The sequence below is a fragment of the Acinetobacter sp. YH12151 genome (assembly GCF_013418355.1).
GTDB classification, from domain to species: domain Bacteria; phylum Pseudomonadota; class Gammaproteobacteria; order Pseudomonadales; family Moraxellaceae; genus Acinetobacter; species Acinetobacter pseudolwoffii.
In genome coordinates this window covers 26,354-52,411 of sequence record NZ_VPCG01000005.1, presented here as the reverse complement: position 1 = coordinate 52,411, position 26,058 = coordinate 26,354, and the positions used below count along the sequence as shown (strand labels likewise).

General features: G+C 34.9%; 20 protein-coding genes, 2 tRNA genes and 2 pseudogenes. 13 read left to right on the top strand and 11 right to left on the bottom strand.

Annotation, left to right across the window (positions count from 1 at the left end; all coding sequences use genetic code 11):
• Positions 1 to 151: 151 nt before the first annotated feature.
• From FTU82_RS02845 to FTU82_RS02825, 5 genes and pseudogenes are all read left to right on the top strand, one after another.
• Positions 152 to 1,735 carry a type I restriction-modification system subunit M gene (locus FTU82_RS02845; RefSeq protein WP_180101011.1) on the top strand — a complete coding sequence of 528 codons (1,584 nt, stop codon included), beginning with the start codon at positions 152 to 154 and terminating at the stop codon, positions 1,733 to 1,735.
• Positions 1,719 to 2,855 (top strand): restriction endonuclease subunit S, encoded by a 1,137-nt coding sequence (locus FTU82_RS02840; RefSeq protein WP_180101010.1) that lies wholly within the window; start codon positions 1,719 to 1,721, stop codon positions 2,853 to 2,855. The genes FTU82_RS02845 and FTU82_RS02840 overlap by 17 nt, the downstream gene beginning before the upstream one ends.
• Positions 2,856 to 2,865: 10 nt before the next feature.
• Entirely contained in the window at positions 2,866 to 6,024 is a 3,159-nt protein-coding gene (locus FTU82_RS02835; RefSeq protein ID WP_180101009.1) for a type I restriction endonuclease subunit R, read from the top strand.
• An 11-nt stretch (positions 6,025 to 6,035) separates the two neighbouring features.
• Positions 6,036 to 7,964 (top strand): AAA family ATPase, encoded by a 1,929-nt coding sequence (locus FTU82_RS02830; RefSeq protein ID WP_180101008.1) that lies wholly within the window; start codon positions 6,036 to 6,038, stop codon positions 7,962 to 7,964.
• Positions 7,965 to 8,067: 103 nt separating this feature from the next.
• Positions 8,068 to 9,107, top strand: a pseudogene (locus FTU82_RS02825) (IS481 family transposase).
• 198 nt (positions 9,108 to 9,305) lie between these two features.
• Here the strand turns inward: FTU82_RS02825 and FTU82_RS02820 are convergent.
• Positions 9,306 to 9,788, bottom strand: coding sequence for a hypothetical protein (locus FTU82_RS02820; RefSeq protein ID WP_180101007.1), 483 nt, complete (start codon positions 9,786 to 9,788; stop codon positions 9,306 to 9,308).
• A gap of 80 nt (positions 9,789 to 9,868) precedes the next feature.
• On the opposite strand from FTU82_RS02820, the gene FTU82_RS02815 reads away from it, so the two are divergent.
• The gene (locus FTU82_RS02815) at positions 9,869 to 10,102 is read left to right on the top strand and encodes a helix-turn-helix domain-containing protein (protein WP_180101006.1); all 234 of its coding nucleotides are present in this window, start codon (positions 9,869 to 9,871) and stop codon (positions 10,100 to 10,102) included.
• A 68-nt stretch (positions 10,103 to 10,170) separates the two neighbouring features.
• Here FTU82_RS02815 and FTU82_RS02810 read toward each other — a convergent pair whose 3' ends face one another.
• From FTU82_RS02810 to FTU82_RS02780, 7 genes and pseudogenes are all read right to left on the bottom strand, one after another.
• Positions 10,171 to 10,656 carry a hypothetical protein gene (locus tag FTU82_RS02810; protein WP_180101005.1) on the bottom strand — a complete coding sequence of 162 codons (486 nt, stop codon included), beginning with the start codon at positions 10,654 to 10,656 and terminating at the stop codon, positions 10,171 to 10,173.
• Complete coding sequence (locus FTU82_RS02805) at positions 10,657 to 12,660, bottom strand: site-specific integrase (protein WP_180101004.1); 2,004 nt, start codon at positions 12,658 to 12,660, stop codon at positions 10,657 to 10,659. It lies immediately after the preceding gene.
• 8 nt (positions 12,661 to 12,668) lie between these two features.
• Entirely contained in the window at positions 12,669 to 15,062 is a 2,394-nt protein-coding gene (locus tag FTU82_RS02800) for a hypothetical protein (RefSeq protein WP_257221889.1), read from the bottom strand.
• Positions 15,063 to 15,078: 16 nt separating this feature from the next.
• Positions 15,079 to 16,383 carry a site-specific integrase gene (locus tag FTU82_RS02795; RefSeq protein ID WP_180101002.1) on the bottom strand — a complete coding sequence of 435 codons (1,305 nt, stop codon included), beginning with the start codon at positions 16,381 to 16,383 and terminating at the stop codon, positions 15,079 to 15,081.
• Between the two features lie 221 nt (positions 16,384 to 16,604).
• Positions 16,605 to 16,757, bottom strand: a pseudogene (locus FTU82_RS02790) (band 7 protein); the annotation flags it as partial.
• A 37-nt stretch (positions 16,758 to 16,794) separates the two neighbouring features.
• On the bottom strand, positions 16,795 to 17,430 hold the full coding sequence (locus FTU82_RS02785) for a YqiJ family protein (RefSeq protein ID WP_005096292.1): 636 nt from the start codon (positions 17,428 to 17,430) through the stop codon (positions 16,795 to 16,797).
• 308 nt (positions 17,431 to 17,738) lie between these two features.
• Positions 17,739 to 18,281 (bottom strand): hypothetical protein, encoded by a 543-nt coding sequence (locus FTU82_RS02780; protein WP_180085166.1) that lies wholly within the window; start codon positions 18,279 to 18,281, stop codon positions 17,739 to 17,741.
• A gap of 311 nt (positions 18,282 to 18,592) precedes the next feature.
• Between FTU82_RS02780 and cysD the strand changes: the two genes are divergently transcribed.
• From cysD to FTU82_RS02765, 3 genes are all read left to right on the top strand, one after another.
• Complete coding sequence (gene cysD, locus FTU82_RS02775; protein ID WP_005096294.1) at positions 18,593 to 19,507, top strand: sulfate adenylyltransferase subunit CysD; 915 nt, start codon at positions 18,593 to 18,595, stop codon at positions 19,505 to 19,507.
• 138 nt (positions 19,508 to 19,645) lie between these two features.
• On the top strand, positions 19,646 to 21,262 hold the full coding sequence (cysN, locus tag FTU82_RS02770; protein ID WP_100328810.1) for a sulfate adenylyltransferase subunit CysN: 1,617 nt from the start codon (positions 19,646 to 19,648) through the stop codon (positions 21,260 to 21,262).
• A gap of 142 nt (positions 21,263 to 21,404) precedes the next feature.
• Entirely contained in the window at positions 21,405 to 21,674 is a 270-nt protein-coding gene (locus FTU82_RS02765) for a hypothetical protein (RefSeq protein ID WP_180075190.1), read from the top strand.
• Positions 21,675 to 21,750: 76 nt separating this feature from the next.
• On the opposite strand, the gene FTU82_RS02760 is transcribed toward FTU82_RS02765, so the two are convergent.
• Complete coding sequence (locus tag FTU82_RS02760) at positions 21,751 to 22,095, bottom strand: co-chaperone YbbN (protein ID WP_005171940.1); 345 nt, start codon at positions 22,093 to 22,095, stop codon at positions 21,751 to 21,753.
• 127 nt (positions 22,096 to 22,222) lie between these two features.
• Here FTU82_RS02760 and FTU82_RS02755 point away from each other — a divergent pair, with 127 nt between their 5' ends.
• From FTU82_RS02755 to FTU82_RS02745, 3 genes are all read left to right on the top strand, one after another.
• On the top strand, positions 22,223 to 23,215 hold the full coding sequence (locus tag FTU82_RS02755) for an NAD(P)H-quinone oxidoreductase (RefSeq protein WP_180085168.1): 993 nt from the start codon (positions 22,223 to 22,225) through the stop codon (positions 23,213 to 23,215).
• 213 nt (positions 23,216 to 23,428) lie between these two features.
• Positions 23,429 to 23,632 (top strand): hypothetical protein, encoded by a 204-nt coding sequence (locus tag FTU82_RS02750; protein WP_180085169.1) that lies wholly within the window; start codon positions 23,429 to 23,431, stop codon positions 23,630 to 23,632.
• 154 nt (positions 23,633 to 23,786) lie between these two features.
• Complete coding sequence (locus tag FTU82_RS02745) at positions 23,787 to 24,689, top strand: YafY family protein (RefSeq protein WP_180085171.1); 903 nt, start codon at positions 23,787 to 23,789, stop codon at positions 24,687 to 24,689.
• Positions 24,690 to 24,841: 152 nt separating this feature from the next.
• On the opposite strand, the gene FTU82_RS02740 is transcribed toward FTU82_RS02745, so the two are convergent.
• Positions 24,842 to 24,927: transfer RNA gene (locus FTU82_RS02740), tRNA-Leu, on the bottom strand.
• Positions 24,928 to 24,937: 10 nt separating this feature from the next.
• Positions 24,938 to 25,011: transfer RNA gene (locus FTU82_RS02735), tRNA-Cys, on the bottom strand.
• Positions 25,012 to 25,164: 153 nt separating this feature from the next.
• On the opposite strand from FTU82_RS02735, the gene folD reads away from it, so the two are divergent.
• Positions 25,165 to 26,013 (top strand): bifunctional methylenetetrahydrofolate dehydrogenase/methenyltetrahydrofolate cyclohydrolase FolD, encoded by an 849-nt coding sequence (gene folD / locus FTU82_RS02730; RefSeq protein WP_180085173.1) that lies wholly within the window; start codon positions 25,165 to 25,167, stop codon positions 26,011 to 26,013.
• Positions 26,014 to 26,058: the final 45 nt, after the last annotated feature.

The window sequence follows — 26,058 nt, the reverse complement described above, 5'->3', positions numbered from 1 at the left end:
ATAAAAGTCTAACTAGTAAATAGGTGTGTTATTTAAGTCTAATCGACATGGTTGGATAAAAAATGGGCATTGGAAACAAATAAAAGGTAGTTAATACTATTCTTATCAAAAATTTGCTTTAATTAGGGTATTATTTTTAGGAATACAGTCAGTGGCTAAAAAACCTACCAAATCAAAAGTAAAAAGTTTTGAAGAATCTTTATGGGATAGTGCCAATAAGTTACGTGGTAGTGTTGAACCCTCTGAATATAAACATATTGTTTTATCGCTGATCTTCTTGAAATTCGTAAGTGATACATTTGAAGCTCAACGTAAAAAGATTGCTGAAAAGCATGGTGCTAATGCTGAAAAATTCTTAGAGATTGAAGCTTTTTATCATCAGGATAATGTCTTTTATCTAACAGAAGAATCTCGTTGGAGCTATCTCATTGCACATGCTAGACAAGAAGATATTGCTCTAAAAATTGATACTGCTTTACAGACTATTGAAAAGAAAAACAAGGCTTTACAAGGAGCTTTGCCTGATAACTATTTTTCAAGAATTGATTTAGAAGTAAGTAAACTTGCGGCTTTACTATCTGAAATTGATGGGATTCAAACAATCTCCAATCAGCATGAAGATGTTGTTGGTCGAGTATATGAATATTTCCTCGGAAACTTTGCTTTAGCAGAAGGTAAAGGTAAAGGTGAATTCTATACACCTAAGAGTATCGTTAAGCTGATTGCTTCTATGATTGAACCATATAAAGGCCGTGTCTATGACCCTGCTTGCGGTTCAGGTGGTATGTTTGTTCAATCTATGAAATTCGTAGAAAATCATAAAGGCAATAGAAAAGATATTTCGATTTTTGGTCAAGAACAAACAACAGCGACCTATAAGCTCGCTAAGATGAACTTAGCGATTCGTGGTATCAGTGCAGATTTGGGTGCAGCAGCCCGAGATACATTTGCGAAGGATCAACACCCAGATCAAAAATTTGACTTCATTATGGCAAACCCTCCTTTCAACCAAAAGGATTGGCGTGGAGCAGATGAGTTAACCAAAGATCCTCGTTGGGATGGATATGAAGTTCCTCCTACTGGAAATGCTAACTATGGTTGGATTCTCCACATGGTATCTAAACTTTCTCAAAATGGTGTTGCAGGCTTCATTCTTGCCAATGGTGCATTATCTGGAGATGGTACAGAAAAAGAAATTCGTAAGAAGCTAATTGAAAACAAATTAGTCGAAGCGATTGCTGTATTACCAATGCGAATGTTCTATACAACAGACATTAGTGTGTCTTTATGGATTTTAAATCGGAATAAAAAAGAACGTAATGTTTCACATGCTGATCTCGATCGTAACTATCGAAATCGTGAGAATGAAGTTCTGTTTTTAGATCTTCGAAAAATTGGTGAACCATTTGAGAAAAAATTTATTCAATTCTCCGATGAACATATCGAAAAAATTTCTCAAACATTCCATGCATGGCAACAGAAGTCCTTTGATACTGAATATAAGAATACCGCTGAGTTCTGTTATTCAGCGACAATTGATGAGATTAAATCTAAAGATTATTGCCTAGTGCCAAGTAAGTATATTGAATTTACGAATCGTGATGAAAATATTGATTTTGATGAAAAAATGTCATTGTTAAAAGCAGATTTTTCTGAGCTTTTGAAGACTGAAGCTGATTCAAAACAAGACTTATTAAATATTTTTAAAGAGCTAGGATATGAAATCAAACTTTAATAATCTTGGTAATTACATCCGTCAAGCTAATAGTCGTAATAAAGGTTTAAAAATCACAGATCTTAAAGGTATTAATATTAATAAGGAATTTATGCCTTCCGTAGCTAATATTAATGGTACAGATCTTTCAAAGTATAAAGTTGTCCGTAAAGGACAATTCGCATTTAACCCTATGCATGTTGGGCGAGATGAAGTTCTACCTATATCTTTATGGCAGAATGATGATCCAATTATAGTATCGCCAGCCTATGTTGTATTTGATGTAATTGATAATACTTTATTAGATCCTGAATACTTAATGATGTGGTGTAGACGTAGCGAGTTTGATAGAAATTGTTGGTTTACTACTGATAGTAGTGTCCGTGGTGGTTTAGCATGGGATGACTTTTGTGAACTAAAAATTAAAATCGTTTCTATGGAGAATCAAAAAAAGGTTGTATCTGAATATAATAAAATTAAGAATAGGATGAATAATAATATTCAACTTATAGCTTGCTTAGAAAGCATTTTAATTTCTTATTTTAATAAAGTTTTTTCTGATTTTTTGAGTCTTCAAGATGATACAGATTCAACAGAACTATCTTATTACATAGACTTTAATCCGACTGAATCAATAAAAAGAGAGTCACTAACAAAATATATTGAAATGTCAGATATTCAACAAAATCAAATGAATATTACAGGTTTAATCAGTAGACCATATACTTCAGGATCTAAATTCAGAAATGGGGATACATTATTAGCTCGAATTACACCATGCATGGAGAATGGAAAAGTAGCTTATGTAAACCAATTGGATAATGACGAAGTAGGATTTGGTTCAACTGAGTTTATAGTTATGAGACCTACAGCAAATGGGAGTAAATATTTCAATTACTGCTTATCTAGAAATGAATTTTTCAGATCTTATGCAATTTCTAGTATGTCTGGTTCTGATGGCAGATTACGTGTCCAACATGAATATCTCAAAGTATTTCCTTTGAAAAAAATACCTGAGCAAACTATAAAAGACTTTGATCGAATCGCTGCAATATTTTTTACTTCTATAGAAAAATATTCTAAAGAGAATAATATACTTAAAGAAATTTTAAATAATATTCTTTCAAAATTAGCTGCTTGAGTTAAACAAAATGAAATTTACAGAGGGTATTCTTGAAAAAGCTATTATTGATCTTTTGCTTCTTCAAGAAATTCATCATATAGATGGAAAAACTATCATAAGAGATACTAGCAAGGTTTTATTTAAGGAAACTTTGTATAATTTTCTAAATAAACGGTATTCAAAAGATGACATTACTGAATTTGAAATTAATTCAATAATTAGAAAATTGGAAAGTCATGGAATTTCAGATATTTATAATTCAAATAGAAGTATTGTTAATTTAATTTCAAATGGCTTTCTTTTAACAAGAGAAGATCGATCTAAAAAAGATCTCTATATTCAGTTAATTGATTATAAAAATATAAAAGAAAATTCTTTCTTTGTTGTTACTCAATTAGAAGTTGAAGGATATTCACTTAGAATTCCAGATGCAATTCTATATATAAATGGCATTCCATTAGTTGTCTTCGAATTTAAAAGTGCCATACGTGAAGATGCGACAATTTATGATGCCTATCAACAGTTAACAGTACGTTATAAGCGTGATATCCCTGAGCTTATGAAGTACAACGCCCTATGCGTAATTAGTGATGGGATAAATACAAAGATGGGGTCTTTGTTTGCACCTTATGAGTTTTTCTATGCATGGCGAAAAGTTACGGGCAATGAAACTCTCGAAAAGAATGGCATTGACTCCTTGCATACAATGATCGAAGGATTATTTGATCCTAAACGATTAGTTGATGTCATTCGTAACTTTATTTATTTTCCTGACACCACCAAGCGAGACGATAAGATCGTTTGTCGCTACCCTCAGTATTATGCTGCAAATAAGTTATTTGAAAATATTAAGAAACATCGTAAGCCTTTAGGTGATGGTAAAGGTGGTACTTATTTTGGAGCAACTGGATGTGGCAAAAGCTTCACTATGCTGTTTCTATCACGCTTAATTATGAAAAGTGTAGAGTTTGAAAGCCCAACCATTGTGGTAATCACGGATCGAACAGATTTGGATGATCAACTTTCTGCTCAATTCACCAATGCAAAAGGCTTTATTGGTGATGAAACAATTATAAGTGTGGAAAGTAGACAGCACCTTAGAGAACTGCTTCAAGGTCGAAAAAGTGGTGGTGTATTCTTAACCACGATTCATAAATTCACCGAAGATATTGAGTTGCTATCTGAACGTACAAATGTCATTTGTATCTCAGATGAAGCTCATCGTAGTCAAATTAATCTAGATCAAAAAATCCGTGTCACAGAAGACGGTGTTAAGAAAACATACGGATTTGCTAAATACCTGCATGATTCATTGCCTAATGCAACGTATGTTGGTTTTACAGGTACGCCTGTAGATGCAACTTTAGATGTGTTCGGTGATGTGATTGATTCTTATACAATGAATGAATCAGTACAAGATGAGATTACCGTGCGACTTGTGTATGAAGGTCGTGCTGCTAAAGTGTTGTTAGATAATAAAAAAATTCAAGAAATTGAAGAGTATTATAAAAAGTGTCAAGAAAATGATGGTGCTTCAACTTATGCGGTAGAAGAAAGTAAGAAAGCTATGGCAAACATGCGGTTGATTTTGGGCAACTCAGACCGAATTAAAGCTATTGCTGAAGACTTTGTAGATCATTATGAAACCCGTGTGAGTGAAGGCTCTACAATCATGGGTAAAGCAATGTTTGTGTGTGCATCAAGACAAATTGCTTTTAATCTGTACCAAGAGATCATTGCGCTTCGACCTGAATGGGCTGAAGTCAAAGAAGCGGATGATGGCATCGCTTTAACTGAACAAGAAAGAAAAGAAATCAAGCCAAATGCGAAAATCAAACTAATTGCTACAAGACATAAAGATGATGAGAAAGAGCTTTATGATCTGTGTGGTACTAAGGATGATCGCAAAGAGCACGACAGACAGTTTAAGAATCCAAAGTCCAACTTCAAAATTGCGATTGTTGTCGATATGTGGCTGACAGGATTCGATGTTCCATTCCTAGACACCATTTATATTGATAAACCGATTCAACAGCATAACTTAATTCAAACGATTTCTCGTGTGAATCGTAAGTTTGAAACTAAAGAGAAAGGCTTGGTCGTCGATTACATTGGCATTAAAAACCAAATGAAGTTGGCTTTAGCTCATTACAATAAATCTGATGCGAAAAATTTTGAAGATGTTGAACAATCCATCATTGTTGTCAAAGATCATCTAGAATTATTGAAGGATCTATTTAATAAATTTGATACATCACCTTATTTCTCGGGAGAGCCTTTAAAACAGCTTCAGTGCTTAAATAAAGCATCTGAGTATGTTCAACTTACCAAAGAGCTAGAACATCGTTTTATGCAGCTTGTGAAGCGTTTAAAAGCAGCGTATGACGTCTGTAATGGCTCAGAAAAGATTAGTCAGGATGAACGAGATTTTATTCACTTCTATTTAGCTGTACGTTCTATCGTGTTTAAATTAACGAAGGGTGATGCTCCTGATACTGCTCAAATGAATCTGCAAGTACAAAAGATGATTGCAGACGCTTTAGAAGCGGATGGCGTTGACGAAATTCTTAAGATTGGTGAAGAGGAGTCTAGTGAGATTGATATCTTCGGAGATGATTACTTAGCTAAGCTAGAAAAAATTAAGCTCCCAAACACTAAGATTAAACTGTTGCAAAAATTATTAGCTAAAGCTATTGGTAAATTCAAACAGGTAAACAGAACTAAATCTATTGATTTCTCCAAACGCTTCAAAGCTTTGGTTGATAGCTATAACGAACGTAAAGAAGACAGCATTTTAGTCAGTGGTGTTCTTGAAGACTTTTCAAATGAAATTATGAATCTACTTCAAGATTTAAAACAAGAAATGGGCTCATTTGCCGATCTTGGGATTGGCATTGAAGAGAAAGCTTTCTATGACATCCTTCAATCTTTGGCTGTGAAATATGATTTCACTTATCCTGAAGATCAGCTATTAGATCTAGCCAAAGCAGTTAAAGCCGTAGTAGATGACAAATCTAGCTATCCTGATTGGAATGATCGAGAAGATATTCGAGCTGAGCTAAAAGTTGATCTGATTGTTTTACTTGCTGAATTTGGATATCCACCGATTGATCATGATGAAGTGTATAAAGAAATTTTTGAGCAAGCGGAAAACTTTAAAAAGTATTCAGTAATTTTAGAAAATTAAATGAGTAGAAAATGTATATAAATAATATTTTTATAGAAAACATGGGGGCGATTGAAAAACTCCAACTTACATCAAATCAATTAATTAAACCTGATCAATCTCCTAAAACCCTGATTCTTGTCGGTAAAAATGGTACAGGTAAGACAACCTTACTATCGAGCATAGTAGATTCATTATATGAGTTATCTAATAGGGCATTTAGCGATATTTTACCCAAAAATGGTAATGGCTATAGATATTTTCGTATCTCTGGTGCTTCCAATATGCGAGTGGATTCGAGCTATGCATTTGCCTATATAGACTATAAAAATACAGATAATCATAGATATGAATATATTGAGAAAAATGGTCAAATATCATCAAGCCTTCTAAGAGAAAAAACTCAAAATTTATTAAGAATTAATATCTCTGATGAAGATGGTAATTTTAAAGAAATAACAGATACTGCGGAAAATTCAGAATTTAAAAAAGATTTCTCCTCAAATTCATATTGTTATTTCCCCTCAGATCGTTATGAACTTCCATATTGGCTAAATAGAGAAACGATAAAACAAAATGAACAATTTGTTGATATCAAAAGATTTAGTAATCAATTAGATCGCGAGATTTTGGTTCGTAGATCTATTGATGATATAAAACAATGGATTTTAGAGGTATTTTTAGACTCAAGAGCAGATCTAATTTTTCATGAAGGTAATGTTTCTACGAAAACAGATTTAGAAACATTAAGGCTGTTGAAAAAATCTATTGAAAATATTGAAAATATTATTTCAAAAATTGTCCAAAAAAATATTTTTATAGATCTAAACTTCAGGGGACAAGGGCGTTCCCGTATTAAGTTAATTGAAAAAAGTTCAGGCAATGTATTTTCACCTACTTTGGATAATTTATCAGCAGGTCAAAGTACACTTTTAGGTATTTTTGCTACTGTTATTAAATATTCAGATAGAGGACACATTTCTAAGAGCATTGATGTACACGAAATTCAGGGAATTGTAATTATTGATGAAGTGGATCTTCATTTGCATATTGAACTTCAATATCAAGTATTACCACAGTTAATTCAGCTATTTCCAAAAGTTCAATTTATTATTACAACTCACTCGCCTTTCTTACTTGCAGGAATTTCAAATAATTTTCAAACAGATGACTACCTCATGGTTAATATGCCAGATGGAGTACTTATTGAAAGAGCTGATGATTTTGAGGAATTTACAAAGGCTTATAGCCTATTCCAAGATATTACGAATGCACATAAAGAAGAATTAAATATTCTCAAAGATGAAATTTTACGTTCCAATAAACCTTTGATCATTACAGAAGGAAAAACTGACTGGAAACATTTGGTAGCTGCGTATGAGCAGTTAAGTGAAGAATATGATGAGCTTGATATAGAGTTTCTTAAATATGGCGATGAGCTTAAAATGGGATCATCTGCATTGAAAACTATGTTAGAAAACTTAAAGAAAGTTCCTCAATCTAGAAAAATAATTGGCATATTTGATAGAGACGAACCTCCAATTTTGAAGGAGTATGGTGGAGATCTTTATACTGATTTAGGAAACAATGTATATGCATTATGTATCCCTAAGATAAGCGAAGAATTAGATCAGATATCTATTGAATATTACTATCCTGCTTCTGATTTACAGAAAGAAGATCAACATGGAAGACGATTATTTGATGGTCTAGAATTTCATAAAAGCGGTAACAGTAAGTGTGGAAATTTTCAGACTCAAGAGAAAAGCAAAACAGATAAACAAGTGATTATTGATAGCGGAGTTTTTAAGGCTGATGATCTTGACTGGCAAAGTTCAATAGCTTTAAGCAAAAATAATTTTGCAGAATATATTTTAAACAAGGATGCAGGTTTTTCTGGAATTCAATTTTCAAATTTTAAAAAAATATTTGAAATTATTAAAACTATATCAATCGGCTAAATTGTATTAGTTCAGACTTGATCGTACATTCTTCTTGAAAAAGAGAAAGTTACCCGTTTTGATAAAGGTGTCGAAATCTTAATCAAACAAAGGTAACTTTCTTATGTTGCATACTAACAATCAAATCATTAAACACAAAGTAGGTCTGCTCAATTTAGCTGAAGAGCTTCAGAATGTATCCAGAGCATGCAAAGTGATGGGTGTTTCAAGAGATACATTTTATCGCTATCAAGAGTTAGTGAAGTCTGGTGATATTGACGCACTGATTAATAAGTCCCGTCGAGTACCAAATTTAAAAACCGTGTAGATGATGCTACTGAACAGGCTGTTATTGATTTCGCAATTCAATATCCCGCATATGGTCAGCACCGTACTAGTAATGAATTACGCAAGACGGGTGTATTTGTTTCAGGGAGTGGGGTTCGCTCTATATGGCTTCGTCACGATTTAGAGAACTTTAAGAAGCGTTTAAAAGCACTTGAGGCTAAAGTGGCACAGGATGGTATTGAATTAAATGATCAGCAGATTGCGGCACTTGAACGTAAGCATGAGGATAACGTTGCTTGTAGTGAAATCGAAATAGCTCATCCAGGCTATTTAGGCGCGCAAAACACCTTTTATGTCGGGAATCTCAAAGGTGTTGGACGAATCTACCAACAAACATTCATCGACACTTATAGCAAGGTCGTTCATTGCAAGCTCTATATAACAAAAACACCGATTACAGCGGCTGATTTACTCAATGATCGTGTGTTGCCATTCTATCAATCTCAGGACTTACCAATGCTTCGCATCCTTACAGACAGAGGTACTGAGTATTGCGGTAAGGTAGAACAACATGACTATGAGTTGTATCTGGCAGTCAATGATATTGATCACACGAAGACAAAAGCAGCTTCCCCGCAAACAAATGGTATATGTGAGCGTTTCCATAAGACAATTTTGCAGGAGTTCTATCAAATTACGTTTAGGAAGAAGCTTTATAGCTCATTGGAAGAATTGCAAGTTGATCTAGACGATTGGCTGAAATTCTATAATACTGAACGGACTCATCAAGGAAAAATGTGCTGTGGTCGTACACCACTTGAAGCTTTACTTGATGGAAAACGGATTTGGGCTGAGAAAAATTTAGCTCAAATTTAACCTGACAGGCACAATAAAAAATGGGTAACTGTCAGATCAGGTTTGAGCTAGTACAGCTAAATATGCCTGTAGAAAGAAGCCTAATAGGCTTCTTTCTATCTATTCTTTATTGCATTCAACTCAGATTAAAGCAAGTCAGGTTCTTTTGTATTAATCAAATTGCGACAATTTTTATAACTCAAACGATTTCCTAGAGTTTTAACAAGCTTCTAACAAACTGTTGATCGCTTGTATCTCACACTGTAAGAGACTTATTTCATTTCGTTTTTTATTGATAAATTTCTGAATAATTTCTGAAAGTACAGGGAATTTATCAAGATACGATTCATAAATATGAAGTTCATTACGTAGCTGATCCATATTTGAGAAAACCCTATCATATTCTAGTAGTAGTTTTCCTTTGATCTGATCTGACTCATTCAATTCTTTAAAATTTAATAATTCTGATCGAGTGTAATTTGAAGTGTATTTATATGTACAAGTAGATGTATCAGCTAATATTAAATTTGATGAAACTAACTCTCTAACATATTGATAGATTTTTGAATAATATCTCTTCGAACTAAATTCAGGGTAGAAGAAGATAAAAAGCTGCCTTAAGTCCTTGAATTCATAACCTGAGAATGTCCTATCTGACAAAAAATCAAACAAACAGCTTTTAAGTTGATGATTTGTAGACATATAGATGTACCGATTTGACAAATTAATGAATAAATATCCTATTTTGGGATATTTTCATTAATAGTACAACATCTTGGGCTATGAGCTCAATACATGACCCTCGATACAAAAACTTGATCAAAGAATTAATTAAAATACGTGAGTTGAAAAATATTACTCAGGTAGAACTTGCTGCATCTTTAAAAAAGCCACAATCATACATAGCTAAAGTCGAAAACTTTGAGAGAAGAATTGATATATTAGAATTGCATGACTGGTTGTCGGTTTTAGATAAACCTATTGATGAGTTTTTAGCATGCTGTTTTGAGCGTTAAGAATTTTAAGTGGTAGGTTTTAAAGTGAAATAAGTAGTCTACTCATAATTATAATGGATGGATTGAAATTACTCATTTCCAAGCAATTTTTTATATTCACGAATCTCAGATTGTAAACTTGCAACAGTAGATTTAAGATTATTAATCTGTTTTTCCTGTATTTTCTTCTGAAATTCAAGACTCATTATAACTGACATAAATTTCTCTATTCGCTCTTTATCTAGTTTGCTTAGAACTTCCGTTGGCTCATTAATTTTTTTAGTAGGTTTAAATTTTTTACTCAGTTTCTTTTGATTGTTTATTGCTTTTTGTTGAGCAATAAGTGCTTGTAAGTATTGAGCGGATTTAGGGTAGGTATTATAGATAGATGCACGATTGATACTTAATAAATCAGCTACTTTAGAGGTAGTGATCTTTTCTTTAGATTCTAAAAGATAATTGCCGACTTTACCTATTAAATCATTATCAATAGGCAATGCTCTTAAATCTTCAATAGAATTAAGTTCCAAATACTTTATTAAGCTATTAATATTTTTGTTTAGATCCGACTTCATTTAAACTACCTCAATTTCATTTACAGAGATTTTCTGGTTACTAATTTTTCCAATAATTTCAATTAATTGGCTTCGTTTTTTCTCAAGATTTAAAATTAAATTTTCGAATTTTTCTCTTCTATCAATAGGTAACTGATACATCTTAGATAACTTAACGGTAATATCCTCTAATAATCCCTTCCAAAAAGGAAGATTTTGATTAGTAGTGACATAGCCATGACAGTTAATACAGCTTAAAGGTTCTGCAACTGATTTTAGGGAACAATCAGAACCATTCATACAAAAACCATGAGGTAAGAAGTTAATTGAATCCTTGTTCTGGGTTAGATATGTATTAATTTTATCAAGATTTTTAAATGCAATTGGATCTACTGAAATATTGTATTTAAAGTCTTTAAGCTTTAGAGCATTTAAAATAAATTTAACACCACCACCCACACTTTGTTGTTGGGCTATAGAGTTTGAAAAACCCATAAGGGACTTCATCTTAATAGTTTCATCAATAGACTTAGAATGGTTAATTAATTCCGCATAAATACCGCGCCGAGAGTAGATAAAAGACATTGAACTTCGCAAATGTTTGAATTGATATTTTATTTCTCTAATTGTACATAAATTATTTGAGATCATGAAATAGGCAAATGTATGGCGAAATTGGTGTGGACTAAAATTAAAATAGTCGCCTTCCTCATATTTGAGCATATAGTTATTTGAACCTTTCACTGTAGATTTATAGTTGCAGTTTAACAATTCAAGTTGATCAATGTCATGCTTATCTACAGCAATCTTAAAAACTGAATTGTTTTTATTCATCTCAGTTTTCTTAATGTAAGCCAAAGTATCAAAACGGCATAAGTTTAATGAGTAATTAAAGCTAAATATTTTGTCATCAGCTAGATTGGTTTTCAAATGAGTAATATATTCTTTATTAAAAAGAGGGTTATTAGTATCAATAACAGCCTGAACTCTACGTTTAACCTTTTTATTTATATCGACTAGAAGATTAAGCATTTCATTACAAGCTTGCGAGCTGATCCAAGAAAGCTGCAACCTATTTTCTACAGTTTTACCTAACGATGAAGTTACGTAAAAAATCCCTTCATCCTCGAATAAACTGGTATTTCTAAGCTCCTTAACTTCATCTTTGCGCATACCAGTAAATAAAAGTGTATTAAAAACTACGATCTTTCTAAATTTATTTAAAAAGTCAATAAAATTTCCACTATTTAGAGAATCATGTTCTCTACGAGATAAATATTCACCTTTTTCAACCTCATAAATTCCTTTTTTAATATTTTTAATTTCCTCTTCATTATATTTTGACCATAATCTATATTTTTCATTGAATTGTTTTTTATATTTTTCAATTGCATCAAAAGTTTGTAATAAAACATGGTCAGGTATAATAGGAAAACTATTAGATTTATAAGAAGAAATTTGTTTATCGTCAATTTTTTCATTAGATCTGCTTGAAATTAGTGTGTCATAGGTTTCTGGTGTAATTAAATTATAGTTTTCTAATGTAAAACATACGGTTTCTAGAATGTCCAATTTAGTATCATAAGAATTGCAGAAAGATTTAGCGATTACTTGTAAATTTAATGGTTTTACACTATTCAAACCAGTAAACGAATTTAATTTATTATCCATTAAAGTTAGTGCGAAAGACTTTAATATATTAAATTTTGAAGCCATTGAACTCCATTTTATTTTTTTGAAATTCCTTTTTCTTCCGATAAAAACTGAACTTAAAAATATTGCTTTAAGTTCATATTCTAGTTCTTGGGTTAATGAAGCGAATGACACGATTTTAGTTTCATCTCGTATAATCCATCTATTATCATTGAAGCTTACTAGATGCAGACTATCTCTTCTTTGAGGGTTTTTGAAAATAATTCTATTGTTTAATTCTGCTAATAAATTAGGACTATAATTTTTAAAAGATATATTGCCTTCACCATCTATAATAGTGATAGATTCAAGAACATGATTGAGTTCAGACATTATAAAACCTATAGGGAGAAAAATTGATTTGGTTCGTAATTAATTACAGAGATACTATATAAATTAGAGTCATTCTGTTTTAATAAGTTCAGAATATAATCAACACGACTATTAAACTCTTTGATTGCAATACCAGTTGAAGAGTCAGAATTATATGAGGAAGAAATTTCCTTCATTTGTGATATGCAGATATTCTTGAAATCTAGAAGCTTATGAATTTGAGCTTGACTATTAACAATACTAAAGTTTTTGCAGAAAACACAAGCTAAATAATCAGAGCACATCGGTTTATTATCATTCTGTTCTTCAGAGCAATTACCAAGTGGGGTAAATTGAATAATATTGCTATCTTCGATTTCAATTGTTTCTGAGATATTCTGTTTTATTTCAGGCGTATCTAAGCTAATTTTCCTATTTTTGAGAAATATTTGTAAAGCCTTTGTACCTTTATCCAGTTTTTGGATACTTTCAGCTATATTCAATTCCTCATAATGTCGCACAAACACATCAAAATCATGATGGACTAATTCTCGATAAACAGAGAATTTTTTCAAAACTATTTTATAGACTCTGTTGGAAACAGTTTTACGAATTCGCTTAGAGTTATAACGAATGTGGCATCCATCTTCTGCAAGCAACTCATTGACTTTTTTTATAATATTTGTATGGTTGGCAACTTGTAATTCTCCTGATTTTGATAAAAAAACAAAAAAATAATCTGTTTTAAACGCAGGATTTATAGCCTTCTCAATAACTTGTTTCCTCAGTTTTTCACGGACATATAAGTATAAATAGAGTATTTTGTCTTCTGTATTTTTAAAGTAAACATGAGTTTCTGTATTATGTGCAGCTCTTGGCTTTATGAAATTAAAATAGAAAATATTTTCATTGTTGTCATCAATATGAATATGATCTTCTGTATCTTGAAGGCTGCATAAAGTGGAAATATTTAAACCAGTAGTAATTTGAATAAGTGCAAAATAAGCCACCATTAATCTACTATAATCATCTTTATTAACTTTAATAGCATTAATTACATGATTAAGAATAATCATTAACTCTTTTTGAGTATAGCTTCTCGTAAGAAGATCTTGACTAGCAAGAAATTTACTTTGGGATACTGCTTGATCATAATCTTTTATATATCTCTGTTTTGTTTGAATGCAAAACCATTTTAAAACAGCATAATAACCATTTTGAGTAACTGGTTGAATTTTTCCCTCTAAAGCTAAATCATTAATTCTTGCTTTAATGACTCTGAAATGTGAATGATTATCAGCAGATAAGATATTAAGCCCATTTTCATCAAGTGCTTTTTCAGTAGAAAAAGTATTAAATATATATTTTAATATTGATATATTGCTTTGAAGCGATACCTCATTGGCATCATGATATTTAATATCTTGAATATATTTTTTAAAGAAATTATAAAATTCTTTGGCAAATCTTTCAGATTTTGCATAAAGTACGTTAAGACGAACTGTTGACATGTTGCCGTACTTTGTTGGTATATATAAACATTTATTATCATATTTGGCATAGTTAAATTCTTCACCAGTCAATATTTCGACAATATAGACAACATATTTAAAAATTTTAGTGTTTAAATATGATCTAAGCTTAATTAAGACTTCATAATCATTAACTACTAATGCAAGTAAACCATGTTTTTTAATCAGAGCTTCATCAGTAGGGTATCTATCACAGTGATTATTTAAAGCAGTCGTAAACCTCTGAAAGCGTCTAATCTCAGTTTTATTCGTTATCTTTTTTTGAATTTTTTGATATTGTGAAAGAACAATAGGGTTTAATTTATAATACCTTGTAATGTCATGTGGACTTCCAGATAATTCAATTGTGACCTTTTCTCCTCGTAATTTATTAATTGTAGATCGCGTATTTACTGTTGTCTCAATATTAGATTCGATACGGTTAGCGAGTTCTTCTAAGGATTTTGAAACACTTAATTGATTAGAATCAAGAATGATTTTCCGTAGTGACTTAAAATGTGCTTTTTGTGATTTTGGAGATAGTTTTTGATACAGCTTAGATAATAGATCTATTAATTCAACTGTAAGACATTTATTTAAAGCATATAGCTCTATAGCTCTAAATTCATTATCTCCAATAAAAAATGAGGATGTCCTCGTAATTTTTTTATCGCTATAATGTGATAAAACCTTTAAAATAAAGGAAAATCTATTTTTATAAATTTCAGAAAATTCTGAATGAAGCCTCAATTCTAGTTCAAGAAGATAGCTCTGATCATTGATCAACAAATCAATATCTCTGTTTAGTTCATTTCTAAACTCAATCGGTAAATTATCAGCTAACTTTCTAATTTCAAAGCAATATCTAATTATTGTCTTTTCTGCATTCAAGACATGATCATACTCATTCATGAATCTCATTACATAATCATAGAAAGTCATCAAAAATTTCCTTTTCTTCTGCATCACCAAAAATGCCATTCGATTTTAAAGCTTCACCGATACCACTTTGAGAAATCCAACTTTCTCTGGCACTTCTAGTATTAAGATATTTCTTAGTTGTTGTGAACAAGCTATGACCTAGTTCGTCTGTAATTACGAATTCAATATGATCCCAATCCTCGCCTTGTTTCAACAGTTCTATCACTCGTTCAACTGCATAAGTAGATCTTAGATCATGGAAAGTTTTATTAAATTTAAATCCAGCTTCTTTTAATTCCGCTTTTACAGGGTAAATAATATTAGTGATAGTCGAATGTGATATTCTTTCGCCGCGATTATTTAAAAACAATGGTGGTTCGGTTGTATATTTATTCTTTTCATAATGCTTTTGCAATGCGAGTTTTCTAGCATCACTATTACAATATTTTGAAATTTCTTTCAAAATTGGTTCTTTAAAATAGATTTCTCTTTGTTTGCTAAATTTACCAATAACTGTGTATAAGCCATGTTTATCTTCATCCAATATATCTTCATTTATATTGATAATTTCTGTTCTTCTTAGCCCATATTCTTTTGCTAATTTAATCCAAATTTGTCTGCCTTGATTTTGACAGTATTTAGAATTAATGAGAAGGTTATATTCTGTAGGTGTATATGCACTTAAAACTTTTCTTTTTATTCCTTTATATTTATTGGGGATAGATATGGTTGATGAAATAACCTGAATGGGTGATGCTAATTTTGATGTGATTTTCTTGGATTTATCATTAACATAATAATCTGCATAATATTCAAATGGTAGGCGATTAACAATATGATTATGAGCTGCCCATTCATAAAGCATTTTGACATCACGTAAATATGCGTTTGCTGAATCATATTCAATATGATTTTCTTTTGATGTGATTCGATCTATTAAATATCTTTTAAACAAGTTAATTGGATCTTCATCATCTATATAAGATTCATCTTTCCAATTAACATTATTTTCGGTCAACCAATTTAAAAAAACAGTTAATGAGGTTATTAAGCTTTTAATTCTTAATTTTGTTATATATTTTCCTCGCTTAATTTTTTTTGAAGAAAAATTATTAAAGCGAAATTTTTCAATTAAGAATAAATTGAATTCAATACTTGTTTCAATGTTGTCTAAATTAATTAGTTGGGGGAAGTCTGAATACTCTTGATGCTCAGGTCTTTGTTCAGACAAGATTCTAATATTGTCTGAACCAAATATTTCATACTGACAATCCCTTAAAAAGATATTTAGTGAAATGGGCTTTGTTTTCATGAATTTAACATTACCTTTTTAAAGCATAATATATATTTTACCCCTTATTTGTGTAATGTCAAATCAAAATTGTTAACTATAAAGTGTTATAAAATATCCCAAAAAGAAATAAAAAAGACACCTTAATTGGTGTCTTTTTTACTTTAATTGTTCTTAATTGAATTAACACTTTAATTAATTATTTTGATATGACCTTTTTATTAACACTTTCAATATGACCTTATCACTTTTTCACCACCCCAACCGGTACGCACAAAGGAGATTTCTTTACTGGAGCGGCGGTATAGGCGCGCAATGATGAGACCGAAGGTCACCAGTGCTGCAAAAATAATTCCAGAAATAATTAAAATATTATATAAATCAAAAGTTAACATTATTATAAAGTCTCAGTTTGGTTCTGGCTGAATAAAATTAGAGTGCAGTGGCTTGAAAGCCATTTTTGGTTTTATGGGTCAGTACGACATTCTGACCTTGATTTAAAATTTGATTGGTTTCTGGTTCGACTAAAACATAATGGGTCTGGCCATGCTGATCCCGGACTTTGGCTTGTGCAGGAGAGTTGACTTTGGCATCACCCAGAATAATGATTGCGGTACGCCCAATAAGCTCGTCACTATAAATGGCAGAAGTTTCATCTTGAGGCATAAGCTTGCTGGCAGCCATGGCAAGCCAGCGCACTATCGGCATACACAGAAACAGACAGGCTGGGGAAATTAGCCATACATTGAAGAGCTGGCTGGTCAGGCGTTCAAATATTCCCTGAATCAATAAGCCACTCAGGCCATAACTGGTCAGAAAAATGATGAGCCAGATAAATAAAGGCAGACGTCCCAGATATAACCAGTCAAATACTTTGGTGAAAAAGCCGGGATGTTGATCTGGATTAATTTCTGGTTGCAGGGGGTCTTCAGGCAAAAACTGTTCTAACATATTCTGCGAGCCGCCACCGAGCAGCAGTAATATGCATTCCAGTGCAGCAAACATCAGCATCAGACTCAGGCTGATACTAAATACGATATTTGACGGATGAGTAAACAGTTCCCACATTTTTTATCTCTATAATTATGTTTTAGGAAAAGTGTAAGGAAGCCTCTGATGCTATAACGATAGCAGTAATTATTAATTTTGTATGCAAAAAAATAACAAAAAACCTTATAAACAAGGATTGAATATATTATGTATTTAATAGTTATTGAACTATTAAAGTTAATAGTAAACTATAAGTTTATTTAGGATCTGCTAAAAAATTAATTATTTTCAATATGTTGTGTGAATTTTAAGGTTGTGTGGATTGGTTTTTCTGAGAAATATAGAAATACTGTGCCTTAGTATCTCTATATTTCTTTCTTAAAGACTTAGAGTAAGGCAGTCTGAATCCGGACTTTCATATCCAGAGTCTGTTGCAGAATATAGTTTTTTATCCATGTGATCTGTTCACCCATCGGGTTCACCTTGATCGCAGTATCCAGAAAATGCAGATTCGGCTGACTGAAAAGTTGCTGTTCCAAAGTCTGCTCCAGCATCTGGCTATTGCTGGTTAAAGGCAACGCCACCAGATAGAATGCTTTAGGGTAATTGTAAAATGCATAGAGTAGGTTAAAGGCTTTTTGATCACCCTTGAGATTGCCCGTACCGATTTCATAAGCTGCATTCTGGTTGCTATACGTCACACCCAGTAGGAATTCCCAATGACCTTCTTGCAAACGCAGACCAAACTGTAATCCGATCTGGTCGGCAGTCAATTCATGTTGCAAATAGATATTTAAAGGCTTGCCGTCTTCACTGAAAGGTTCTTGTAAGACTAAAATGTGTTGCTGATGCTGATAAATGTAACCTGCAAGCTCTGCTTGTTCTAGGCGAGTTTTTAGAGTGGAGAGATCAAAAGCGCTATAAGCCATAAGCAAAATATATCAAAGGGAGAATTTAGCCTACTCTATTAATTTTTCAGCATCTTGGAAACCACTACTTTAGATTATTTATCTATACTTTTATGGGTGATTTTAAAAATTAATACAGCAAAAATAGTCAGATGTGGTGACGTTCATTATTGATTCATAAAAACTGATATTTGTTATTAGTGAATTTTTATATGAGCTTTTGATATATCAATATCATAAAACAAGCAATGGCTAAGATAAGTAAATCACTATAATGAATATAAATTTTCAAAAGTGTCATAAGTACACGTTTTTCTAAGCTGGTGTTGTCCATGTCGTTAAATGAGGAAAGACTTACTCATCTCAAACAGCTTGAAGCTGAGAGTATTCATATTATCCGTGAAGTAGCAGCTGAATTTGAAAATCCAGTCATGCTTTATTCCATTGGTAAAGATTCAGCAGTCATGCTGCATCTTGCACTGAAAGCGTTTTATCCAGCCAAACTTCCATTCCCGCTACTGCATGTAGACACGGGTTGGAAATTTAAAGACATGATTGCTTTCCGTGACAACATGGCAAAAAAACATGGTTTTGATTTGATCGTGCATCAAAACAAAGAAGGAGTCGAGGCAGGCATCAATCCTTTCGATCATGGTAGTTCAAAATATACTGACATCATGAAGACCCAAGGTTTAAAACAAGCCTTAAATAAATACAAGTTTGATGCTGCTTTTGGTGGTGCGCGCCGTGATGAAGAAAAATCTCGTGCCAAAGAGCGTGTCTATTCATTCCGTGATGATAAACATCGTTGGGATCCCAAAAACCAACGCCCTGAACTTTGGAACCTTTACAACGGTAAAGTGAATCAAGGTGAAAGTATTCGTGTATTCCCGTTATCAAACTGGACCGAGTTGGATATCTGGCAATACATCTATTTGGAAAGTATTCCACTTGTGCCACTTTACCTGGCTGCAGAACGTCCTGTGGTTGAGCGTAGCGGTACACTTATTATGGTTGATGACGAACGTATGCCTTTAAAAGAAGGTGAAGTTCCACAAATGAAATCGGTACGTTTCCGTACTTTAGGTTGTTATCCATTAACAGGTGCAGTTGAATCAACTGCAGATACCTTGCCGGAAATTATCCAAGAAATGCTCTTGGCAACCAGCTCTGAGCGTCAGGGTCGTATGATTGACCATGATGAAGCAGGCTCGATGGAGAAGAAGAAGCAGGAAGGCTACTTCTAATTTAATCTCCCCCTAAAAATCTCCCCAAACCCCTCTTTGAGAAAGAGGGGCTTAAAAGTGGAGGAAGTCTCCCTTTTATAAAGGGAGATTTAGAGGGATTCAAAACCGATTTCTAAAGAATATGTGGAGCTTTGGGCAATGTCTCATCAATCAGAACTGATTAGCCAAGATATTTTGGGCTATTTGAAACAACATGAAAATAAAGACCTGTTGCGTTTCCTGACTTGCGGTAACGTAGATGATGGTAAATCGACTCTAATTGGTCGACTGCTTTACGATTCAAAATTGATTTATGAAGATCAATTGCAAGCCGTCACCCGTGACTCGAAAAAAGTTGGTACCACAGGCGATGCACCTGACTTGGCACTTCTGGTAGATGGTCTGCAGGCAGAACGTGAGCAGGGCATTACCATTGATGTCGCTTATCGTTATTTCTCGACTGAAAAGCGTAAGTTCATCATTGCCGATACTCCGGGACATGAGCAGTACACCCGTAACATGGCAACAGGTGCATCGACCTGCGACCTTGCGATTATCTTGATTGATGCGCGTTATGGTGTGCAAACTCAAACCCGTCGTCATACCTTTATTGCAAGCTTACTTGGTATTAAAAATATTGTTGTTGCGATCAATAAGATGGACCTGGTGGACTTCTCTGAAGCCCGCTTCAATGAAATTCAGGCAGAATATGCAGCATTCGTTGCGCAGTTGGGTGATCGTAAACCATCGAACATCATCTTTACGCCAATTTCTGCATTGAATGGCGATAACGTGGTGAACAAGTCCGCCAATACACCGTGGTACACCGGTGAAACATTGATGGGTACGCTTGAGTCGGTAGAAATTAACCGTACTTCGGCAAAAGCAGATTTTCGTTTTCCTGTGCAATATGTCAACCGTCCAAACCTCGATTTCCGTGGTTTCTGCGGCACGATTGCACTTGGTGATATCAACGTTGGCGATACCGTAACGGCTTTACCATCAGGTAAATCATCAACAGTAAAAGAAATCGTTACTTTTGATGGCAATCTTGAGCATGCTGTTGCAGGTCAAGCGGTGACTTTAACGCTCAACGATGAAATTGATATTTCACGTGGTAACGTATTAATTCGTGCCGATCAAGCGGTTCCAAATATTTCTCGTTCAGTTCAAGCGACTGTGGTGTGGATGGCAGATCAAGCGCTGGTGATTGGCAAGCTGTACAACATTAAGATTGGTACACAGACTGTTCCTGCAAAAGTGACAGCGATTCATTACCGTACCAACGTCAACACACTGGAGAAAGTTCAGGTCGAAAATCTTGAGCTGAATGCGATTGCCAATGTGACTGTTGAATTTGATGCGCCCGTGGTCTTTGACCGTTATCAAGACAGCCGTTATACCGGTTCATTTATCTTTATTGATCGTTTAAATAACGTGACGATTGGTGCAGGTATGGTGGAAGAATCAGTTGAATGGTCTGCACATGATGAGCCCGTGACTGCTGAAGTGCGTGCTGCGCGTTTGGGGCAAAAACCTGCTGCGCTGACTGTCTCGGCAAAAGCTTTGGAAAATGCTCAGGCACTTGAAAGTTTATTGATTCAGCAAGGCATCGTGGCAATTGCCAGAGCGGGTCTTGATGTTACACAAGTTGCATTGCTTCGTGAAACAGGTGTGGTGGTGATTACCGATACTGCTGAAGGTACGGACACCACTTTAATTATGGAAGCAGTCGAAGAGCTTGCTGATAAAATTGTAGAATTGGTTCGATTATAAGACTGAGTCGATTTAAAAAACCCGCTGTAAAGCGGGTTTTTTATTTGGATGCTTTTAAGTATGTAAATAATGTGCAGCCGTGTGAATGTTGAACTTTCACTTAAATTTCTTCTCGATATAATACAAATATTGAGGGGTGTTTATGAAAAAAATATTTATTTTAATCGGGTTGTGTTTGGCTTTTGGGGTGGACGCTAAACAGGCGACCAGTACAGATGCAATTAAGCAAAAAATTATCCAGCAGTCGATTGATCGTTATCCGGGGAATTGTCCATGTCCTTACAATACGGCCAGTAATGGCAGTCGCTATGGTAAACGTAGTGCATATAATCGGGCGGGTGGGCATGCACCTTTGTGTTATCCGGAAGATGTCAGTGATCGGATGGTCAAAGAGTATAAAAGCCGTGGTTAATTACCAAGTCCGGATTTTACCGAGGGGTAAAAACGAAATTTTCTCTACAGTTTATCTTCAGATATGTATGCTTTAATTATTCAGAAAAATCAGTTAGGGATTGAGATAGAATCGTCTTTATCTCCGTTAGACTTTTTGCGCCAGCAATCCTTTTAATGATTGTGCCATTTTTAAAAATCAGCGTAGAAGGCAGGCCATAAACATGATAGCGCAAGGTTAATACTGGAGATTGGTCGATATTTACTTTGCCAAATTTGATTTCGGGCTTGCTTTCAGCATATTGCGCTGCCAGTTCATTAAAGACCGGAAAATTCTGAATACAAGGTTTACACCATTCGGCATAAAAGCGAATGACTGCAAAACCTTCGAACCATTCAAAATTACTGTAATTATTCTCGTTATACTCAATGATCTCGCTCATATCCATCTCCTATCAATTTTTTGAATAGTGACTTGATTATACATAAGTCCGACTTGGCTTCATTCCTCAGCTTAACTATGTTCAAATAAAGCCAAGTATCTTGAATATTCAATAAGCAGGGAAATATATGTCACAAGCAAGCATGCAACAGATTATTATTATAGAACCGGGTGATATCGATAAATTGGCTTATGAAACGGTTGCAATCCCCGAAGCCAAAGCAGATGAAGTTCTGGTGAAAGTCCATGCTTTCGGAATTAACCGTCCAGATATTTTGCAACGTCAAGGTTTGTATCCAATGCCAAAAGGCGTAACACCAGTCCCGGGCCTTGAAGTCGCGGGTGAAGTGATTGCAGTCGGTACTGAGGTAAGCCAGTTTAAAGTTGGTGATAAAGTCTGTGGCCTGACCAATGGTGGCGGTTATGCAGAATATTGTGTCGTACCAGAAAGCCAGACCTTGAATATTCCGGAAGGTGTAAGCTTTACACAGGCGGCAGCCATTCCTGAAACCTTTTTTACCGTGTGGGCCAATGTGTTCCAGATGGGGCAGGCCAAAGCAGGCGAAACCGTGCTGATTCATGGCGGGAGCAGCGGCATTGGCACTACTGCTTTAATGTTATGTAAAGCACTTGGAATTAAAAGCTTTGCGACTGTCGGTACGGATGACAAGGTTGCAGCTATTTCAGAGTTAACTTATGCGATTAACTATAAGACGCAAGACTTTGAGCAAGTGATTAATGAAGCAACTGACAATGGCGGAGTCGATGTCATTCTGGATATGGTGGGTGGGCCATATTTAGAGCGGAACCTGAATTTGCTGCGTCGTGATGGACGTCTGGTGTATATCGCCTTTTTGGGCGGTCGTAAAGCCAAAGAGGTTAATTTAGGTCCTATCATGATGAAACGTCTGACCATTACGGGTTCGACCATGCGTGCACGTAGCACGGCTGAAAAAGCGGAAATTGCACAAGGTCTGAAAGAGCAGATTGCACCATTATGGGCAAAAGGCGAATGTCTGCCGATGATCTATAAAACGTTTAAGTTTGATCAAATTCACGATGCTCATGCCGCAATGGATACGGGAGAACATGTAGGTAAAGTTGTGGTTGAAATTATTTAATACGAGATAAATGATTTAAAAAAGCCAGTAATTTTACTGGCTTTTTTAATTTTGAGTAAAATCTTATTACAAATAAATATATAAAATTTTGAATAAAAATTAAAAAATGTTAACTGTTCGACACAACCTGTCAATTGTGACACGTAAATTGCATCTATTGATAATTCCGACCAAATGGTTAAACATTCACATGAATGTGAGAGGGAAAATAAGATGAAAATTATTTCAACAGCATACAGTTCAAAACATAGTTTAAGAGCATTACGACGTATTCATAAAATGATTATTTGCGGAAGCATGAGTTGGGCAGAGTTACATAAAATGTATCGAGCGATGCTGCATTTGGAGCGTTATATGGAAAGATTAACGCTCCAGAATCGTCCTTCAAGTAAGAAAGCATCCAGAAAATCCAAATAAGATCTTGTATTTTTAGAGGGGAATAAAGGGTCAAGATCTGATCTCAAAAAATATCTTAGACTTTGTCCTAATATGATTCACTTATTGGTATTTAGTATAATCATTAAGTATCTAGCGATAAATAAGTACATGTGAATGTATTAAGTGGGGATTTATGAAGCGCCCAGCTTCAACACATGAGCGTCTTGCAGAGCGTTTAGCCAGAATTTTGACCAAATTAAATGTCGGATATCAACTCCGGGCTGCAGAGCTAGCTGCAGAATTTCAGGTCAGCACCCGCACCATTGAGCGTGATTTTGATCGTCTAGGCTCTTACTTGCCCTTACTTCAAGATGAGCAGAAACGATATTATCTGGAACCCTCTTATTTAGGGCGCTTTAAATTGCAGGATATCCAGACCTTTGCCCAGCTTTCCGGGATCAGTGAGCTTTATCCCGCACTAGATATGTCCTTTTTACGTGAATTGCTGGATGATCGCGCCAATCTGGTTTTTTCTGCCAAAGGCTATCATTTTGAGGATGCCAAACAGTTTGCCGAGCATTTCAAGCTGCTTGCAGGCGCAATCTATAAACGTCAGCAGGTTAAGCTGCAATATTCAGATCAATTGCGAATCATCCAGCCCTATCGTCTGATTCACCATCATGGCATCTGGTACTTGGCTGCTGTGAGTGAAAACAAGCTGCGCACTTACCGCTTAAGTCAGTTACAACAGCTCGAGCTGGTTTTTGAGGCGGAGAGCTTTGCGCATGATCCTGAAGTGCTGAAAATGCTGGCAGATGAAGACAGCATCTGGTTTGGACAGCAAAAGCAGCAGGTCTTAATCAGGGTACAACCTGAAGTCACGGTTTTTTTTAAAGAGCGCCGTTTATTTCCAGAACAGCAGATTGAGCAGGAAGCCGAGACTGGAGAGTTAGTGATCAGTTGCCAGATTCGTCACGAAATGCAGTTATTGCCTTTGGTACGTTACTGGTTGCCATACGTGAAAATTATTGAGCCGATTCATTTCCAGCAAAAACTGGAACAGGATTTGCAAGGATATTTACGTTCAGCTGGATGATATTGAGAAAGCAGAGCAGGAGGGCCTGATTAATGATGACACTTTAAATGGAAATTTAATTTACTTATTTTTTGACTAACTAAATTACAGACATAAAAAAAACCAGCTTTCGCTGGGTTCTTTATTTGCACCATCTTTCTATAGTAGAAGAATGGTGCCCGAGGCCAGACTCGAACTGGCACGCTTTGTGGGCGGGGGATTTTAAATCCCCTGTGTCTACCGATTTCACCACTCGGGCTTTAACAAGATGGAGGCGGAGGTCGGAATCGAACCGGCGTCCACGGAGTTGCAGTCCGCTGCATGACCACTCTGCCACCCCGCCGCGTCTTGTTGATGCGTATATTAGCAAGCTCAGAAAAAAAAACAATAGTGTATTCATCTGTATGCGCATAAAAACATCATCTGGCGGAAAATATTTAAATTATTCATGTAGAATGTGCAAAATTGATTCATATCAACACTTGGGAGAAGTGCCGTGGCATTAGTTCTAGACGGTCGTGCATTGGCGAAGCAAATTGAAGCTGACTTGTTTACTCGCGTAGAAGCGCTGAAAACAAAATCAGGTCGTACTCCAATTCTTGCGACGATTTTGGTAGGTGACGATGGCGCATCTGCAACTTATGTTCGCATGAAAGGCAATGCCTGCCGCCGTGTTGGTATGGATTCACTCAAAGTGGAACTTCCTAAAGAAACCACAACTGAAGAATTATTGGCTGAAATTGAAAAATTAAATGCAAATCCTGATGTGCACGGTATTCTGCTTCAGCACCCGGTTCCTGCGCAAATTGATGAGCGTGCCTGTTTCGATGCAATCTCGCTTGAAAAAGACGTAGATGGTGTCACTTGCCTGGGCTATGGTCGTATGGCAATGGGTGAGGCAGCCTATGGTTCAGCGACGCCTGCGGGTATTATGACTATCCTGAAAGAGAACAACATTGAAATCGCGGGTAAACATGCGGTAGTTGTAGGTCGTTCTGCAATTTTGGGTAAACCAATGGCTGCGATGCTGCTAGAAGCGAATGCAACCGTAACCATTTGCCATTCACGTACTCAAGATCTTGCAAGCTTTGTTAAGCAAGCAGATATCATTGTCGGTGCGGTAGGTAAAGCAGAATTAATTCAAAAAGACTGGATCAAACAAGGTGCAGTGGTTGTTGATGCTGGTTTCCATCCACGTGATGGCGGTGGGGTAGGTGATATCCAACTTGTTGGCATTGAAGAAATTGCTTCTGCTTACACACCAGTTCCGGGTGGTGTAGGTCCAATGACGATTACCACTTTAATCCGTCAAACGGTTGAAGCTGCTGAAAAAGCTTTAGGTTAATCAAATCCTCCCTAACCCTCCTTTTTCAAAGGAGGGAACTCTGAT

What these genes read in the sequence shown, in the direction of transcription:
- FTU82_RS02840 (WP_180101010.1), top strand. Translation starts at nt 1,719, where the DNA reads ATGAAATCAAACTTTAATAATCTTGGTAATTACATCCGTCAAGCTAAT.
- FTU82_RS02835 (WP_180101009.1), top strand. Translation starts at nt 2,866, where the DNA reads ATGAAATTTACAGAGGGTATTCTTGAAAAAGCTATTATTGATCTTTTG.
- FTU82_RS02830 (WP_180101008.1), top strand. Translation starts at nt 6,036, where the DNA reads ATGTATATAAATAATATTTTTATAGAAAACATGGGGGCGATTGAAAAA.
- FTU82_RS02820 (WP_180101007.1), bottom strand. Translation starts at nt 9,788, where the DNA reads ATGTCTACAAATCATCAACTTAAAAGCTGTTTGTTTGATTTTTTGTCA.
- FTU82_RS02815 (WP_180101006.1), top strand. Translation starts at nt 9,869, where the DNA reads ATGAGCTCAATACATGACCCTCGATACAAAAACTTGATCAAAGAATTA.
- FTU82_RS02810 (WP_180101005.1), bottom strand. Translation starts at nt 10,656, where the DNA reads ATGAAGTCGGATCTAAACAAAAATATTAATAGCTTAATAAAGTATTTG.
- FTU82_RS02805 (WP_180101004.1), bottom strand. Translation starts at nt 12,660, where the DNA reads ATGTCTGAACTCAATCATGTTCTTGAATCTATCACTATTATAGATGGT.
- FTU82_RS02800 (WP_257221889.1), bottom strand. Translation starts at nt 15,062, where the DNA reads ATGAATGAGTATGATCATGTCTTGAATGCAGAAAAGACAATAATTAGA.
- FTU82_RS02795 (WP_180101002.1), bottom strand. Translation starts at nt 16,383, where the DNA reads ATGAAAACAAAGCCCATTTCACTAAATATCTTTTTAAGGGATTGTCAG.
- FTU82_RS02785 (WP_005096292.1), bottom strand. Translation starts at nt 17,430, where the DNA reads ATGTGGGAACTGTTTACTCATCCGTCAAATATCGTATTTAGTATCAGC.
- FTU82_RS02780 (WP_180085166.1), bottom strand. Translation starts at nt 18,281, where the DNA reads ATGGCTTATAGCGCTTTTGATCTCTCCACTCTAAAAACTCGCCTAGAA.
- cysD (WP_005096294.1), top strand. Translation starts at nt 18,593, where the DNA reads ATGTCGTTAAATGAGGAAAGACTTACTCATCTCAAACAGCTTGAAGCT.
- cysN (WP_100328810.1), top strand. Translation starts at nt 19,646, where the DNA reads ATGTCTCATCAATCAGAACTGATTAGCCAAGATATTTTGGGCTATTTG.
- FTU82_RS02765 (WP_180075190.1), top strand. Translation starts at nt 21,405, where the DNA reads ATGAAAAAAATATTTATTTTAATCGGGTTGTGTTTGGCTTTTGGGGTG.
- FTU82_RS02760 (WP_005171940.1), bottom strand. Translation starts at nt 22,095, where the DNA reads ATGAGCGAGATCATTGAGTATAACGAGAATAATTACAGTAATTTTGAA.
- FTU82_RS02755 (WP_180085168.1), top strand. Translation starts at nt 22,223, where the DNA reads ATGTCACAAGCAAGCATGCAACAGATTATTATTATAGAACCGGGTGAT.
- FTU82_RS02750 (WP_180085169.1), top strand. Translation starts at nt 23,429, where the DNA reads ATGAAAATTATTTCAACAGCATACAGTTCAAAACATAGTTTAAGAGCA.
- FTU82_RS02745 (WP_180085171.1), top strand. Translation starts at nt 23,787, where the DNA reads ATGAAGCGCCCAGCTTCAACACATGAGCGTCTTGCAGAGCGTTTAGCC.